This window comes from Pantoea sp. DY-5, from assembly GCF_019795955.1.
Lineage (GTDB): Bacteria > Pseudomonadota > Gammaproteobacteria > Enterobacterales > Enterobacteriaceae > Pantoea > Pantoea leporis.
Map to the genome: position 1 here is coordinate 342,505 of NZ_JAIMIE010000003.1, position 14,801 is coordinate 357,305.

Sequence of the window (14,801 nt, forward strand, 5' to 3'; positions counted from 1 at the left end):
GCTATGGCTACACTAATCGCTGAAAACCTGGCGAAAGCCTACAAAGGCCGCCGCGTGGTGGAAGATGTTAGCCTGCAGGTAAAATCCGGCGAGATTGTCGGCCTGCTGGGCCCAAACGGTGCCGGTAAAACCACCACCTTCTACATGGTGGTGGGCATTGTGCCGCGCGATGCCGGCCGCATCGTGATTGATGATGAAGACATCAGCATTCTGCCGCTGCATGCGCGCGCCCGTCGCGGCATCGGCTATCTGCCGCAGGAAGCTTCGATCTTCCGTCGCCTGAGCGTGTACGACAACCTGATGGCTGTGCTGCAGATCCGTGATGATTTAACCGAAGAACAGCGTCAGGATCGGGCCAACGAGCTGATGGAAGAGTTCCATATTGGCCATCTGCGCGACAGCATGGGCCAGGCGCTGTCGGGTGGTGAACGCCGTCGTGTGGAAATTGCCCGCGCGCTGGCGGCTAATCCGAAATTCATCCTGCTGGATGAGCCTTTTGCCGGTGTTGACCCGATCTCGGTTATCGACATCAAGAAAATCATCGAGCATCTGCGTGACAGCGGCCTTGGCGTGCTGATTACCGACCATAACGTGCGTGAAACCCTCGCGGTGTGTGAACGCGCTTATATCGTCAGCCAGGGACATTTAATTGCCCATGGCACGCCTGATGAAATTCTTGTAGATGAGCAAGTTAAGCGTGTTTATTTGGGCGAAGAGTTCAGACTCTGATAAGGTGTTGTAACACCCTACGTTTGCTTAGGAAATTCTTACCGAATTATGAAGCAAGGTTTGCAACTCAGGCTCAGCCAACAGCTGGCGATGACTCCACAGTTGCAGCAAGCCATTCGCTTGCTGCAACTCTCTACGCTTGAACTCCAGCAAGAACTGCAACTGGCGCTGGAAAGCAATCCGCTGCTTGAACAAACCGAACTGCACGAAGAAGTTGACGCACGTGAATTTCAGGATCAGGAAAGTGATTCGTTAGACACGCGCGAAGCGCTTGAACAGAAAGATATGCCTGAAGAGCTTCCGCTCGACGCTACCTGGGACGAAATCTACACCGCAGGCACACCGTCAGGCACCGGCACCGATTACCAGGATGACGAACTGCCGATCTACCAAGGCGAAACCACCCAATCGCTGCAGGATTACCTGATGTGGCAGGTTGAGTTAACGCCGTTCACTGATACCGATCGCGCGATTGCCACGTCAATTGTTGATGCCATTGATGACACCGGCTACCTCACCGTCAGCTTACAAGACATTTATGACAGTATTGGTGATGAAGAGCTGGCGCTGGAAGAAGTCGAAGCCGTGCTCAAGCGCGTGCAGCGTTTTGATCCAATCGGCGTCGGTGCGCGTGATTTGCGTGATTGCCTGTTAGTCCAGCTGTCGCAATATGCTGCCGACACGCCCATGCTGGCGGAAGCACGCCTGATTGTTAGCGAACATCTCGATCTGCTGGCCAACCATGATTTCCGCAGCCTGATGCGCGTAACCCGTCTGAAGGAAGAGGTGCTGAAAGAGGCGATGCTGCTGATTCAGTCCCTCGATCCGCGCCCAGGCCAGTCGATTAACACCAGTGAACCGGAATATGTCATTCCCGATGTGCTGGTCCGCAAAATCAGCAAGCGCTGGACGGTTGAACTCAATTCCGACAGCATGCCGCGCCTGAAAATCAATCAGCAGTATGCGGCGATGGGCGGAGCTGGCCGTAATGAAAGCGATAATCAGTTTATTCGCAGCAACTTACAGGAAGCCAAGTGGCTGATAAAGAGCCTGGAGAGCCGCAACGACACGCTGCTAAAAGTGACACGCTGTATCGTTGAGCAGCAGCAGGCGTTTTTTGAGCAGGGTGAGGAGTACATGCGTCCGATGGTGCTGGCGGATATCGCTCAGGCTGTTGATATGCATGAATCCACCATTTCCCGCGTGACCACGCAAAAGTATTTACACAGCCCGCGTGGCATCTTTGAACTGAAGTATTTTTTCTCCAGTCACGTCAACACCGAAGGCGGCGGCGAAGCCTCGTCCACGGCAATTCGTGCATTGGTGAAAAAATTAATCTCAGCGGAAAACCCCGCAAAACCCTTGAGCGACAGCAAACTGACCTCCATGTTATCCGAACAGGGCATTATGGTAGCGCGACGTACGGTTGCTAAATATCGCGAGTCTTTATCGATACCGCCATCAAACCAGCGCAAGCAATTGGTTTGACCGAACGAAGAAGGAAGACCTATGCAGCTAAACCTTACCGGACTTAATGTTGAAATTACCGAACCTCTGCGTGAATTTGTAAATACCAAATTTGCCAAACTGGAACACTATTTTGATCGTATCAATCAGGTTTATATTGTTCTGAAGGTAGAGAAGGTGACGCAGATTGCGGATGCAACACTGCACGTCAACGGCGGGGAGCTGCACGCCACATCGGAAGCGGAAGACATGTACGCGGCCATCGACGGGTTAATCGATAAGCTTTCCCGTCAGCTGACCAAACACAAAGACAAACTGAAAAAACACTAACCTTCACGCTTGCAGAGTGCTGACTGATTCGGCACTTAGAGCATAAATGGGGCGGAACTTACCGCCCCGTTTTGTCATCTGCGCAAGCGCCAGCGGGCGAACGGCAATGAAATCAATTGCCTGAAACTCGTGGCTATGTGAACTCGCAAGTGAAACGATGATGAACAACGATCTAACACTGGAATTGAGCTCGGTCCTTTCACTGGACTGTACCCGTAGCGGCGTACACTGCCAGAGTAAAAAACGCGCGCTGGAAATTATCAGCGAGCTGGCAGCGAAGCAGCTCAATCTGCCGCACCAGACGCTTTTCGAAGCCATCCTGACCCGCGAACGCATGGGCAGTACCGGTATTGGTAACGGCATCGCCATTCCACATGGCAAGCTGGAAGAGGACACCTTACGCGCTGTCGGCGTGTTTATTAGCCTCGATCAGCCTATCGCTTTTGATGCGGTAGATAATCAGCCGGTTGACCTGCTGTTTGCCCTGCTGGTACCTGCGGACCAGTGTAAAACCCACTTACACACGCTTTCGCTGGTTGCCAAACGCCTCGCAGATAAAACCGTCTGTCGTCGTTTGCGCGCGGCACAGAGCGACCAAGAGCTCTACGCCATTATCACAGAAGCTCAGGAAGCACACTCTTAAGCGAGAAACACTTTTACCGGCGTATTCGCCGGTTTAAAACGGGAGAAATGTGATGGTGCTGATGATCGTTAGCGGTCGGTCAGGCTCAGGAAAATCAGTCGCGCTGCGTGCCCTCGAAGATATGGGCTTTTACTGTGTCGACAACTTGCCGGTAGTCCTGCTACCGGAGCTGGCGAATACCTTAACCGAACGCAATATTTCTGCGGCAGTCAGCATTGATGTGCGTAACATGCCGGAATCACCGGAAGTCTTTGAAGCGGCGCTCAACAATCTGCCCGATGCCTTTTCGCCGCAGCTGCTGTTTCTTGATACCGATCGCAACACGTTGATTCGCCGCTACAGCGATACGCGTCGCCTGCATCCGCTCTCCAGCAAAAACTTGTCGCTGGAGAGTGCTATCGATGAAGAGAACGATCTGCTGGAGCCACTGCGCTCACGCGCCGATCTGATTATCGATACCTCTGAGATGTCGGTTCATGAGCTGGCGGAGATGCTGCGTACCCGCTTGCTGGGCAAGCGCGAGCGTGAACTGACCATGGTGTTTGAGTCATTCGGCTTCAAACACGGCATTCCGATCGACGCCGATTATGTCTTCGATGTGCGCTTCCTGCCGAACCCGCACTGGGATCCTAAGCTGCGTCCGATGACCGGCCTGGATCGTCCGGTGGCCGCCTTCCTCGATCGTCACACCGAAGTGCACAACTTTATCTATCAAACGCGCAGCTATCTGGAACTGTGGCTGCCGATGCTGGAAACCAATAACCGTAGCTATCTCACCGTCGCCATTGGCTGTACCGGCGGTAAGCATCGTTCGGTGTATATCGCGGAACAACTGGCGGATTATTTCCGTTCACGCGGTAAAAACGTGCAGTCTCGTCATCGCACTCTGGAAAAACGCAAATCATGACCGTGAAGCAAACCGTTGAAATTCGTAACAAGCTGGGCATGCACGCGCGCCCAGCGATGAAGCTGTTCGAGCTGGTGCAGAGTTTTGATGCTGAAGTGTTGCTGCGTAACGAATCGGGCACCGAAGCGGAAGCCAGCAGCGTGATTGCGTTGCTGATGCTCGACTCAGCGAAAGGCGGTCATATTGAAATCGAAGCCAGCGGCCCGCAGGAAGAGCAGGCGCTGGCAGCGGTCATCGAACTGTTTGAAGCGGGCTTTGACGAAGATTAAGCCTTTCAATGCAGCTTGTAGCGATTCAGGAAACCCTCGCCGCCTAACTGGCGCATCTGCCGCATAATCCACTGCTGGCGCTGTCGCGTGTAGCCTGAAGGCGCATCGGCACGGAAGCGGATCGGATTGGGTAGAACCGCCGCCAGTAACGCGGCTTCAGACATCGTCAGGCGGCTGGCGGGTTTATGGAAATAGCGCTGTGAGGCCTCTTCCACGCCAAATACGCCATCGCCAAATTCTGCAATATTGAGATAAACCGTCAGGATGCGCCGCTTGGTCCACACGGTTTCGATTCCCACCGTGAGTCCCGCTTCAAGCCCTTTACGCACCCAGCTGCGGCCATCCCATAGAAACAGGTTTTTCGCCGTCTGCTGAGACAAGGTTGAAGCTCCGCGCATGCGTTCATTGCCATCGTTATCCAGCACTGATTGAATGGCATCAACATCAAAGCCCCAATGCTCGGGAAACTTTTGATCTTCAGAAGCGATAACCGCTAAAGCCATCCACGGCGAGATCTCGTCCATGCCGACCCAATCCGAGTGCGCCACATAATCAAAACGCCCTGTAAACCAGGCACCGATTTGCCGCTCCATCATTACCGCCGAAAACGGTACCGGTAAAAAAGCAAACAGCAGAATGCCCGCTAACCAGATGCCGAGCCAGGCCAGCAGCACTTTAGCAATCAGTACTTTAATACGTTTTCCCAACGTCCCTTTACTCTTGCTCATGCAATTTTCTCTTACCTGTTCCCTGTATTAATCAATCACCCAAGTCACAATAGCTAACACCAACGATTAACCACTAAATTTTATCCTCTGATTGGCAAAAACGTCAGTGAAATTGTTGCCTGCGCAATCAACGTTCCTCTATTAGAGCCAATCACATCAAGCACTTCCGCCAAAAAGGAATCGGTTCCATGATGTTAAATGCACCAGGCGCTGCGTGCATGAACACTTAACTGAATGTGATATCGCTCACGCAAAAGCTTTCATGAAGCTTAACTATAATTTTTTATGATGTTCGAACTTGTTCATTGATTACAGAGACCAATCTGAAAAATGCGACCAAATCTGTATGATCCTGCCTGCATTGGGCCTCAATGATGGTAAAGCGATTTACCGCACAATTGGTTTACATCATTCAATAAACTATAAACTGGAACTTTCCGTTTAAGGTTTCCAAAACGTTTTGGATAAGCCGTCAGAAAACCTTACTTTATTCATCAATATCAGCATGTTAATCTAACTTAACTTCAATTTTTTGTCAGAATCATATTTTCCATGCTCGTGTCAGGCTTTTCCTGCTAACGACTGAAGCAAAACCAGGCAAAAAGCAGAACAATTGGTCAAAAAAGGTGCAATATGGCAAAGAAATTAATTCCTTGCTTGACTGTGTCAGCAAATTAATGTTTTCTGTATTTAATCGCTGCTCAACATCACACAATTTAATGAATCTTGTCGCAAGCATTGGCGAATTTGTTAAGGTGATTTGGAAGCGTTAACCAATACCGAACTGCTGCTTTCTTATTCGATTTCTAATAATAGCAGCAATGCCCATTTCCCTGGTGTTGGCGCAGTATTCGCGCACCCCAGTTTCGACTGGGGTCATTTTTTTCTAACGTCCTGTAATTTTTCCCGCTCCGCTACCCATTCACGTAACACGTTCACGTCTTTCAGCCACTCTTGTTTTAACTCATCGACCCACTCTTGCACGTTGTCCCACCACGCTGGCAATTCCGGCGACTGAATCTGCTTCGCCAACTGCTGTATATGCAGTAAGCCAACCGAACCTGCCGCACCTTTGATCTTGTGCCCTTCTTCAGCAATGCCTTTTTGATCGCGCGCCATCATGTTGGAATCCAGCACCTCGAGGTAGCCCGGCATCATCTGCTCAAACATGGTCAGGCTTTGGGTAATCAAACCAGGGCCAACCAGTTCAATGTATTGCTCCAGCATCGCCACATCTAGCAGCGTGCGCGACTGCGCGTCTGATGATTCGGTGGCGATCTCTTCCAGCTCCGGCTGATAATCCCAGAACTTCTTGATCACCGCCGTAAGCGCTGGCACAGCAAGCGGTTTGCTCAACACATCATCCATGCCGGCATCGAGATACTCTTTTTTGTCTTTCAGCACATTGGCGGTCAATGCCACCAGCGGCGGCAGCGCCACATCTGCGTAACGCTGATGGATGGCACGTGACACGTCGAGGCCCGTCATATCCGGAAGCTGAATATCGAGCAGCACCAGATCGAACTCCTGCGGATCAAACATCGCCAGCGCATCCGTACCGGTCATCGCGACTTCGACGCTGCAACCCAGCTTCTCCAGTACCGAGCGCGCAACGATGACGTTGAGTTCAATATCTTCCACCAGCAACACATGCAGCGCCGGCAACGGCATACTGTCATCCAGATTGTCGTCTTCCACTTCCTCAGCGACGCGTGGCGCGTTGATCTCCACGGTGAAGCAGGAACCCTGCCCCGCGACGCTACTCACGCTGATATCGCCGCCCATCGCCTGGGCTAAACGACGCGAGACCGCTAAACCGATGCCGGTGCCCGTTGCCGGCTTGCCGCCGTGCTGATCTTTCACCTGGTAATACATGGCGAAGATCTTATCCTGCTCTTCCTGCGGAATGCCCATTCCGGAATCCTGCACTTCAAAGTGCAGCGTTTCATCCTGACGATAGGCAACGCGCACCACAATCTCGCCCTGCTGAGTAAATTTCACGGCATTGCCGATCAGGTTCCACAGAATCTGACGCAGACGCGTGCCATCCGCCGAAATTTTATGGGGCAGCGGCAGCTCCGGCGCCATGACAAATTTCAGCCCTTTTGGCTGCGCCAGCAGACCGGAGAGGTTTTCCAGATCGGCGAGGAAACCGGTGAAATCCAGCGGCTGATTATCCAGCTGCACTTTGCGGCGTTCGATTTTGTCCACTTCAATTACATCATTGAAGATGTTGCCCAGCGTGATGGCCGACACGTGGATGGTTTTGAGGTACTTCAGCTGCTCCTGATTGAGATCGGTATCCAGCAGGATGCGGCTCAGCCCGACGATGCCATTCAGCGGCGTACGCAGCTCATGGCTGATAGTCGAAATAAAGGTAGTCTTCTCACGGCTGGCGTTCTCCAGCGCGTCCTGATAGCGCTTACGCTCGGTAATGTCGCGGCCAAAGCCCATCAGGCCACTGCGTTTTCCGACACGGTCGTAATAGGGCACTTTACGGATTTCGAAACAGGCTTTGCGCCCGTCGGGATATTGCAGCCACTGTTCGTAGGTTAGCGACACATTGTGGCGGAACACCTTCTCATCGGTTTCCAGCACTTTGGTGGCGGCTTCATCATTGTAGATATCGCGTGGTGTCAGGCCAATCAGCTGCTTTTCACTCATGCCGGTTAGCAGTTCCATGGCGCGATTACAGCCGGAGAACTGCTTATCAATGTTGCGGTAGAACACCAAATCCGGTGACGCATCAAGGAAGGAGCGCAGGAAGGAGGATTGCTGTTCCAGCTCAATTTGCGCCTGCTCGCGTCGTGCCATCTCTTCGCGCAGCTTATCCATCACCTGCTCGCGCGCTTGCTCGGCTTTAATACGGTCGTTAATTTCCTGATTAAGCTGGGTGATGGTCTCTTTCATCTGCTGGTTAAGCTCGAGATCGCGCGTACGCATCTCTTCCAGCTTATCCACCAGTTTCGACAGGCGCTGGCGCGACTCTTCCAGCTGATCGACCACCACTGAGAGGAAATAGACGGCCCAGGGCGTAATCAACAGACCGAAGAAGATGGAGCGGACGACGTCGATGCTCTCCACATGCCCACGCAATACCATGGTGACGGCCATCTGTACCACCATCGCCAGCACCACCAGCGCTGAGGCTAACAGCAGCGAAAAGCGTACCAGGCCGAGTTTGACCATCAAATCAACGTAGTACTGCGCTAAAAGACGAATCTGTTTCATTACGAGCTCCCTGAACGAAATCTGGCTCATGATAGCGTAATTATCGCTGCGCTGCCCCGCTTCACCCGGCCATATCGCGCAGGTTATGCCCTGTAATGGTGCATCGCAGCGTGATTTCGCCGACGTTCCCTTCTATATGCGCAAAGCGCTTGACTAATTCTGCCAACTGAATAATCTGGAGGGCCGCACTTTTGCGGACCTTTCCTCAACATCCGGTGCTAATCAGCACCCTGGCAGCCATTCATCCTGATGGTTGCACCTCCTTATTGCATACCCATTCATCTTAAATGACTTTCTACGCACGCTTTGCGTGATTAATTTTACTAATGGCAGCGCCATTTTGATTCAAATATGACGCCATAAGAAAAACAGATACATGCTGTGTATCAACTGCCCCTAACAGCATTAAATGCTGTTATAACCCTTTCTGCCAGCATTGTTTGGATATTAGAGGGCTGGGTCACAGTGAGACGGCTCACACTTCCTGGGGGAATGCGCAGCGGGATATTGACATAAATTTACGCAATAAATTCTTATTAATCATTTAATTAAGTGACAAGAAAGCCTATTACCCGCATCAAAGCTGGCTATTTGACCTGAGTTCGCTTTCCCGATAAGTTGGAATTCCACTGGAAGCTTTCCTGGTGGGCCTGTGTCTCGGCATATCTATGCAGCAAGAAGCCTCCCTCTGGATGCAAGCTATCTCCCGAAAGAGACCGGAATAAAAAGAGCAGCTCATTAAGGACGTGACAACAGTGTCTTGAGAGCCCTTGCTCGGTGCTGCGACGCCTGCTCTTTACTGAGCGGCACAAGAATTGATACCGCCGCGCTGGCTTACATTGTCACGCTGCGGTACGCGAAATAATGCAGGTAATGTCAAAAGAAGTTTAAGGAGACTCTCAATGTCCACGCAAAAACCGAATCCCTATGGTTTGTATGACCCATCAGCTGGCAGTGACAGCTGTGGTGTAGGTTTCATTACCCGTAAGGACGGCGAGCAGACTCATGAGATTCTGCGGATGGCCCATAGCGCGCTGTGCACGGTTCCGCATCGTGGCGGCATGTCTGCCGAAGGCGTGGGCGATGGCGCGGGTGTGAACGTCGATCTCTCCCTGAACTTCTTCCGCAAGGTCACCGGTCTGGCGCTGGAAGCCGGACGTTTTGGCGTCGGTAACTTCTTTGTGCCAAAAGACGCAGAGCTGCGTGCAAACGCTGAGCGTCTGGTTGAAGAAACGCTGGCGGCGCATAACTTCCCGGTATTAGTGAAACGCGATATGCCGCTGGACGGCAGCGTGACGCGCCCGGCCGCCCTGCAATTCCAGCTGCCGATTGTGCAGTGGATTTTTGCCGCGCCGCAGGAAGTGACTGAACAACTCGAATTCGAGCGCCAGATTTATCGCGCGCTGCTGGATATCGAAGCGCGCGCCTTTACCGAAAGCGAATTCGGCGGCCTCTATCCGCTGTCGCTCTCTTCGCGCACGCAGGTATTTAAAGCGCGTCTGAACTCCAACGAAGTGATTCCTTACTTCAAAGATTTGACCGATGCCGATCATCAGGTGCGCGGGCTGTTCTTCCACACCCGTTTCTCGACCAACACCGATCCGCATACCACCATGGCGCAGCCATTCCGCTTAATGGCGCACAACGGCGAGCTGAACACCGATCGTAAAAACCGCATTGCCGAAGCGGCACTGATGCTGGCGCGCGGTAAAAAAATCGTGCGTCCAAAAGGTCAGTCCGACAGTTCGCGTCTCGACCAGAGCATCCATAGCCGTTTGATGGAAGATAACCTCGACCTGATCAACGCCGTAGTTTCGATGATGCCGCCAGCGTGGGAGAACGATACCTCGCTCTCGAACGAAGTGCGCGCCATGCTCGAGTACTTCTCTTTATATGAAGAGAAGAACGATGGCCCAGCTGCGCTGATCTTCGGTAACGGTGAAGTTATCGGCGCGCGACTTGACCGCCTCGGTCTGCGTCCGCTGCGTTCCGTTGAAACCGCGGAGTACATCGGAGCGATGTCTGAAGCGGGCCAGATCGCCTTCCCACCGGAAAGCGTGCTGCGTCGTGGCCGTATCGAAGCGGGCGGCATGCTCTATTACGATCACAAAGAGAAACGCTCTTACACCACGGTTGAAGCGCTGGAAAAACTGGCCGCTGAAAAAGATTATCTGTCACTGCTGAGCAAAGCGCGTATCGATCTCGCCGACCTGCCAGAAATTCAGGCAGAGCAGCTCGGCTCGCCGCTGCGTTATCGTGGTGACCTCAAAACCTATCAACGTTTTGTCGCCTACTACTACAACCAGGAAAGCTTCAAATTTATGATGGATCCGATGCTGCAAACCGGCGCTGAGAAGATCTCAGCCATGGGGTATGGCAACGCCATCAACGGCCTGTCTGACCATGAAGGCGGCATGGCGCACTACTTCTCACAACGATTTGCCCAGGTTACCAACCCGCCGCTCGACTCCATTCGTGAAGCGGACGGCATGACGCTGCGTGTTGCGCTGGGTGCGAAGCCGCATCTCGGCCGCAGCAAAGGTCAGCAAATCATTGTTCCGACGCCAATCCTGACGCACCTCGACATGCTGCGCCTGCGCGAGCAAACCGTCGCTCCTTATGCGCGTTTCGAGATGCTGTATGAGCCGGTGGTCGGCAAAGATATCGTCAGCCGTGCGGCCAACGCCAACGCGCTGGAAAAAGCCATTGATGACTTAGCCCAGCAGGTTGTCGATTTCGCACGCCAGCAAGGCGGCATCGCGGTGATCACCGATCGTCATATCTCTTCAACTCACGCAGCGATCCCGATGCTGCTGATGGTGTCGGCGATCAACCAACGTCTGGTGCAGGAAGGTCTGCGTCTGGATGTTTCGCTGGTGGTCGAAAGTGGCCAAAGCATCTCTTCACACCATATCGCGGCGACGCTGGGCTTCGGTGCTTCTGCCGTTTACCCACTCGGCGTGCAGATGCGTGCGGAAGAGAAATTCGGTGAAGGCGAAGAAGGAAATAAAGCCTTTAAACGCTATGCCAAAGCAGCCGAAAAAGCGCTGATGAAAACCATGGGTAAAGTCGGCCTGTGTACCGTTGAGAGCTACAGCTGCGGCGAGTTCTTCGAGCCGAACTTCCTGAATACCGACGATCCGGTATTGAAAAAGTATTTCCCGAATATCAAAACGCCGGTCGGCGGCGCGGGCTTCCCGGCGATCGCCCAGATGGCGGTAGACTGGCATCAAAGCGCATTAAAAATTCAGGGCGAAGCGGAAGTGCCGTTGCTCGGCCTGTTCAAAGAGCGTGCTGAAGGCGCGGGCCACTCATACGGCACCATCGCGGTGCGTACCTTCATTGATATGACGGAACAACCCATTCGCTTTGCTAACAAAGAGCGCGAAGAGGACAACTTTATTCGTTTGATGACGCTGGCCAAACTGGATAACGCGTTCAACATCAAAGCCGAAGCCTTTAAAGACAGCAGCTTTGAGCGCATCCCAAATGATGTGATCGACAGCTTTGCCATCACGCCAGATTATCGTCAGTTCTCCAGCCTGATGCATGCCGAACGTAAACGCCGTCCTGCGGCGCTACGTGACATCCTCGCGCTGCCGTGCGATCTGACCCACGTGGACAGTGAAGCCGAATTCGGCCGTAAACTGGGCCGTTACTCGCTGGTGAACAACGGTTTCGCTACGCGTGGCCTGAAATGTGAGGCAGTGAACGGCAGCCTGAACCAGTTCGAGCTGCGTCTGATCGATGCCATTGCTGGCCTGAAACCGGAAAGCGAGCGCCTGGAAGCGCTGGCGCGGGCGCTGAAAACCCGTTTCACCGACGATATCGAAAGCAGCAACGTAGCGAATGGCGTGCTGCATATCACCGCTTACGGCAAAGCAGCCGATTATCTGTCGCTGATCTTCACCGCGCTGCCATCGCTGCCGCTGGAAGAGATTCAGCCAGCCCACGAAATCACGCGTACCTTTGCTTCCGGTGCGATGAGCCACGGAGCGCTGGTTGCGCCGGCGCACGAAGCTGTCGCGCACGGTACCAACATGGTTGGCGGCATGAGTAACTGTGGTGAAGGTGGCGAGCACTATTCACGTCACGGCACCATCCGCGCGTCACGTATCAAGCAGTTGGCATCCGGGCGTTTCGGCGTGTGGGCGGCTTATCTTGCTGATCCAATGCTGGAAGAGCTGGAAATCAAAATCGGTCAGGGCGCGAAGCCTGGTGAAGGCGGCCAGTTGCCAGCACCAAAAGTGACCGTTGAGATTGCCGCAGCGCGTGGCGGTACGCCGGGCGTTGAGCTGGTTTCACCGCCGCCGCACCACGACACTTACTCCATCGAGGATTTGGCTCAGCTGATCCACGACTGTAAAGCCGCGCGCGTGCGCGTCATCGTCAAACTGGTTTCCTCTGAAGGTATCGGCACCATCGCCGTTGGCGTGGCGAAAGCTGGCGCAGATGTCATTAACGTCGCGGGTAACACCGGCGGCACCGGCGCAGCTTCCGTTACCAGCCTGAAATATACCGGCCGCGTGGCGGAAATCGGCATCGCTGAAGTGCATCAGGCGCTGTGTGCCAACGGCCTGCGCGACAAAGTGCAGCTGCGCTGCTCCGGCGCGCAGCAGACCGGCAGCGATGTGATCAAATCTGCCCTGCTCGGTGGCGACAGCTTCGAGTTCGGCACCACCGCGCTGATGATGCTGAAATGCGTGATGGCGAAAAACTGTAACGTCAAATGCCCGGCCGGTTTAACCACCAACGCCGAAGCGTTTGATGGTGATCCGCGTCAGTTGGCGCAGTACTTCATCAACGTGGCGCAGGAAGTGCGTGAGTTCCTCGCCCGCCTCGGTCTGCGTTCCCTGCGTGAAGCGCGTGGCCGTTCGGATCTGCTGCACTTGATGGATCACCCGCTGGAAGTCGGCAAACTGGATCTGCGTGCGATGTTGACCGTGGTGCCAGAGCAGAAAATTGCTAAGCCGGTGTATCTGGAAAAAGACTTTGAACTGGATGATGGCTGGGTCAACGAACTGAAAACACAGCTGGTTGGCGCGGCAAGCCGTGAAATCGCGCTGGGCGCGGGCATCACGCTGAACAACCGTAACAAAAGCGTCGGTGGTCAGCTGGCGATCGATATCGAACGCATGCTGAACCATGAACTCTCGACAGAGCAGCTGGCTGCATTACCAGCGGTGCTGAAAGACGATCGCGGTCGTCACTATCTGGCGCCAGCCACCGTGCTGATTAACACCAGCGGTTCTGCCGGCCAGTCGTTCGGCGCGTTCTGCAACGACGGCATGCAGATGAAGCATTACGGCACCTGTAACGACGGTGTCGGCAAAGGCCAGTGCGGCGGCGAGTTGGTGGTGATGTCACCAGGCGGCGGCGCACAGGATAGCGATGGCAACGTGTTGATCGGTAACTTCGCGCTGTTTGGCGCCACCGGCGGCCGTCTGTTCGTTCAGGGCCAGGCGGGTGACCGCTTCGCCGTGCGTAACTCCGGCGCAACCGCGGTAGTGGAAGGCGTTGGTGACTTCTGCTGCGAATACATGACCAACGGCGCCATCCTCAACCTTGGCACCTTTGGTAAAGGCTTTGGCAACGGCATGAGCGGCGGTTTCGCTTACCAGTACGATCCGTATGGATCGCTGGCAGCCCACGCAGCAGGTGATTCGGTGCTGTTTGGTTCTATCGCCGATGAAGATGAAATGGCGCAGGTGCACAAACAAGCGGTGCTGACCATGCTGAACTGGCATCTGGAAGCAACCCAATCGCCACGCGCGGCCTGGCTGCTGGATAACTGGGAAACCGAGTGCCACCATTTTGTTTATGTGATGCCGCGTTCGCTGCTGCTGTATCAGGATGGCACCGAGATCCTGAAAGCCAAATCACGTAAAGACCTGCTTGAAGAGCTGTCAACCTCGCTGGCTGCGCATCAGGTTGCGAAGTTCAAATCAGCGTGGCGTGACGGTAAAACCATTGCCAACGGCGCAGTTCCGGCTTATGGCGCGACCGATACGCTAGAGATGTTTGTTCTGCTGAACAACTACACCGTTCTCAGCCTCGCGCAGCAGCTGGCGCTGGGCAAGCTGCCGAAAGGCACGGCGGTGGAAGATCCAGCAGTAGAAAAAGCGGTACGCAATCTGCTGATGACCGAAGATTTCACGCTCATCAGCAAGCTGCAACGTCATGCACGCTCGGCGATTGAGAGCTACAGCGATGACGAACTAGCAAGCCTGATCGCCGCGAAACGAATGTCAGATTACAAAGCGGCATTAACGCAGCGCAACATTCGCTCGATGGACAGCCTGGCGACTTACGGCTGGATCATCTATCAGGATGCCTGCAACCGTGAAGTGCTTGGTCATCTGCCTGATTTTGAAGAGCTGTTTGCGCGTGCTGCCTTGCCAGAAATCGCTGCTGCAGTCGGGAAACTTTCCTGATTACAGTGCTACTGAACATGTGTAATTTAGTTTTTATATTTTGATTGAACAGGATTGAGTGCC

9 protein-coding genes are annotated in these 14,801 nt (G+C 53.8%); 7 read left to right on the plus strand and 2 right to left on the minus strand.

Translation table 11 applies throughout. The features are described 5' to 3' along the window. Positions 1-3 precede the first annotated feature (3 nt). From lptB to npr, 6 genes are all read left to right on the plus strand, one after another. Positions 4-729: an LPS export ABC transporter ATP-binding protein gene (lptB, locus tag K5Y30_RS12650; RefSeq protein ID WP_008104371.1), complete on the plus strand. Its 726-nt coding sequence runs from the start codon at positions 4-6 to the stop codon at positions 727-729. Between the two features lie 48 nt (positions 730-777). Next, positions 778-2,217, plus strand: a complete 1,440-nt coding sequence (rpoN, locus tag K5Y30_RS12655) for an RNA polymerase factor sigma-54 (RefSeq protein WP_101762282.1) — start codon at positions 778-780, stop codon at positions 2,215-2,217. A 21-nt stretch (positions 2,218-2,238) separates the two neighbouring features. After that, positions 2,239-2,526 (plus strand): ribosome hibernation promoting factor, encoded by a 288-nt coding sequence (gene hpf / locus K5Y30_RS12660; protein ID WP_008104375.1) that lies wholly within the window; start codon positions 2,239-2,241, stop codon positions 2,524-2,526. A gap of 160 nt (positions 2,527-2,686) precedes the next feature. Beyond that, positions 2,687-3,169, plus strand: a complete 483-nt coding sequence (ptsN, locus tag K5Y30_RS12665) for a PTS IIA-like nitrogen regulatory protein PtsN (RefSeq protein WP_176970221.1) — start codon at positions 2,687-2,689, stop codon at positions 3,167-3,169. Positions 3,170-3,221: 52 nt separating this feature from the next. Beyond that, positions 3,222-4,076 (plus strand): RNase adapter RapZ, encoded by an 855-nt coding sequence (gene rapZ / locus K5Y30_RS12670; RefSeq protein ID WP_101762285.1) that lies wholly within the window; start codon positions 3,222-3,224, stop codon positions 4,074-4,076. Continuing rightward, positions 4,073-4,345, plus strand: coding sequence for a PTS phosphocarrier protein NPr (gene npr / locus K5Y30_RS12675; RefSeq protein ID WP_008104379.1), 273 nt, complete (start codon positions 4,073-4,075; stop codon positions 4,343-4,345). Before rapZ ends, npr begins: the two co-directional genes overlap by 4 nt. 5 nt (positions 4,346-4,350) lie before the next feature. On the opposite strand, the gene mtgA is transcribed toward npr, so the two are convergent. Continuing rightward, the gene (gene mtgA, locus K5Y30_RS12680; RefSeq protein ID WP_192412544.1) at positions 4,351-5,073 is read right to left on the minus strand and encodes a monofunctional biosynthetic peptidoglycan transglycosylase; all 723 of its coding nucleotides are present in this window, start codon (positions 5,071-5,073) and stop codon (positions 4,351-4,353) included. 876 nt (positions 5,074-5,949) lie between these two features. After that, positions 5,950-8,304, minus strand: coding sequence for an aerobic respiration two-component sensor histidine kinase ArcB (arcB, locus tag K5Y30_RS12685; protein WP_222211642.1), 2,355 nt, complete (start codon positions 8,302-8,304; stop codon positions 5,950-5,952). Positions 8,305-9,206: 902 nt separating this feature from the next. Between arcB and K5Y30_RS12690 the strand changes: the two genes are divergently transcribed. Continuing rightward, positions 9,207-14,738: a glutamate synthase-related protein gene (locus K5Y30_RS12690; RefSeq protein ID WP_222211644.1), complete on the plus strand. Its 5,532-nt coding sequence runs from the start codon at positions 9,207-9,209 to the stop codon at positions 14,736-14,738. Positions 14,739-14,801 lie beyond the last annotated feature (63 nt).

Coding starts and splice junctions, on each gene's coding strand:
- lptB (WP_008104371.1), top strand. CDS start 4: ATGGCTACACTAATCGCTGAAAACCTGGCGAAAGCCTACAAAGGCCGC.
- rpoN (WP_101762282.1), top strand. CDS start 778: ATGAAGCAAGGTTTGCAACTCAGGCTCAGCCAACAGCTGGCGATGACT.
- hpf (WP_008104375.1), top strand. CDS start 2,239: ATGCAGCTAAACCTTACCGGACTTAATGTTGAAATTACCGAACCTCTG.
- ptsN (WP_176970221.1), top strand. CDS start 2,687: ATGAACAACGATCTAACACTGGAATTGAGCTCGGTCCTTTCACTGGAC.
- rapZ (WP_101762285.1), top strand. CDS start 3,222: ATGGTGCTGATGATCGTTAGCGGTCGGTCAGGCTCAGGAAAATCAGTC.
- npr (WP_008104379.1), top strand. CDS start 4,073: ATGACCGTGAAGCAAACCGTTGAAATTCGTAACAAGCTGGGCATGCAC.
- mtgA (WP_192412544.1), bottom strand. CDS start 5,073: ATGAGCAAGAGTAAAGGGACGTTGGGAAAACGTATTAAAGTACTGATT.
- arcB (WP_222211642.1), bottom strand. CDS start 8,304: ATGAAACAGATTCGTCTTTTAGCGCAGTACTACGTTGATTTGATGGTC.
- K5Y30_RS12690 (WP_222211644.1), top strand. CDS start 9,207: ATGTCCACGCAAAAACCGAATCCCTATGGTTTGTATGACCCATCAGCT.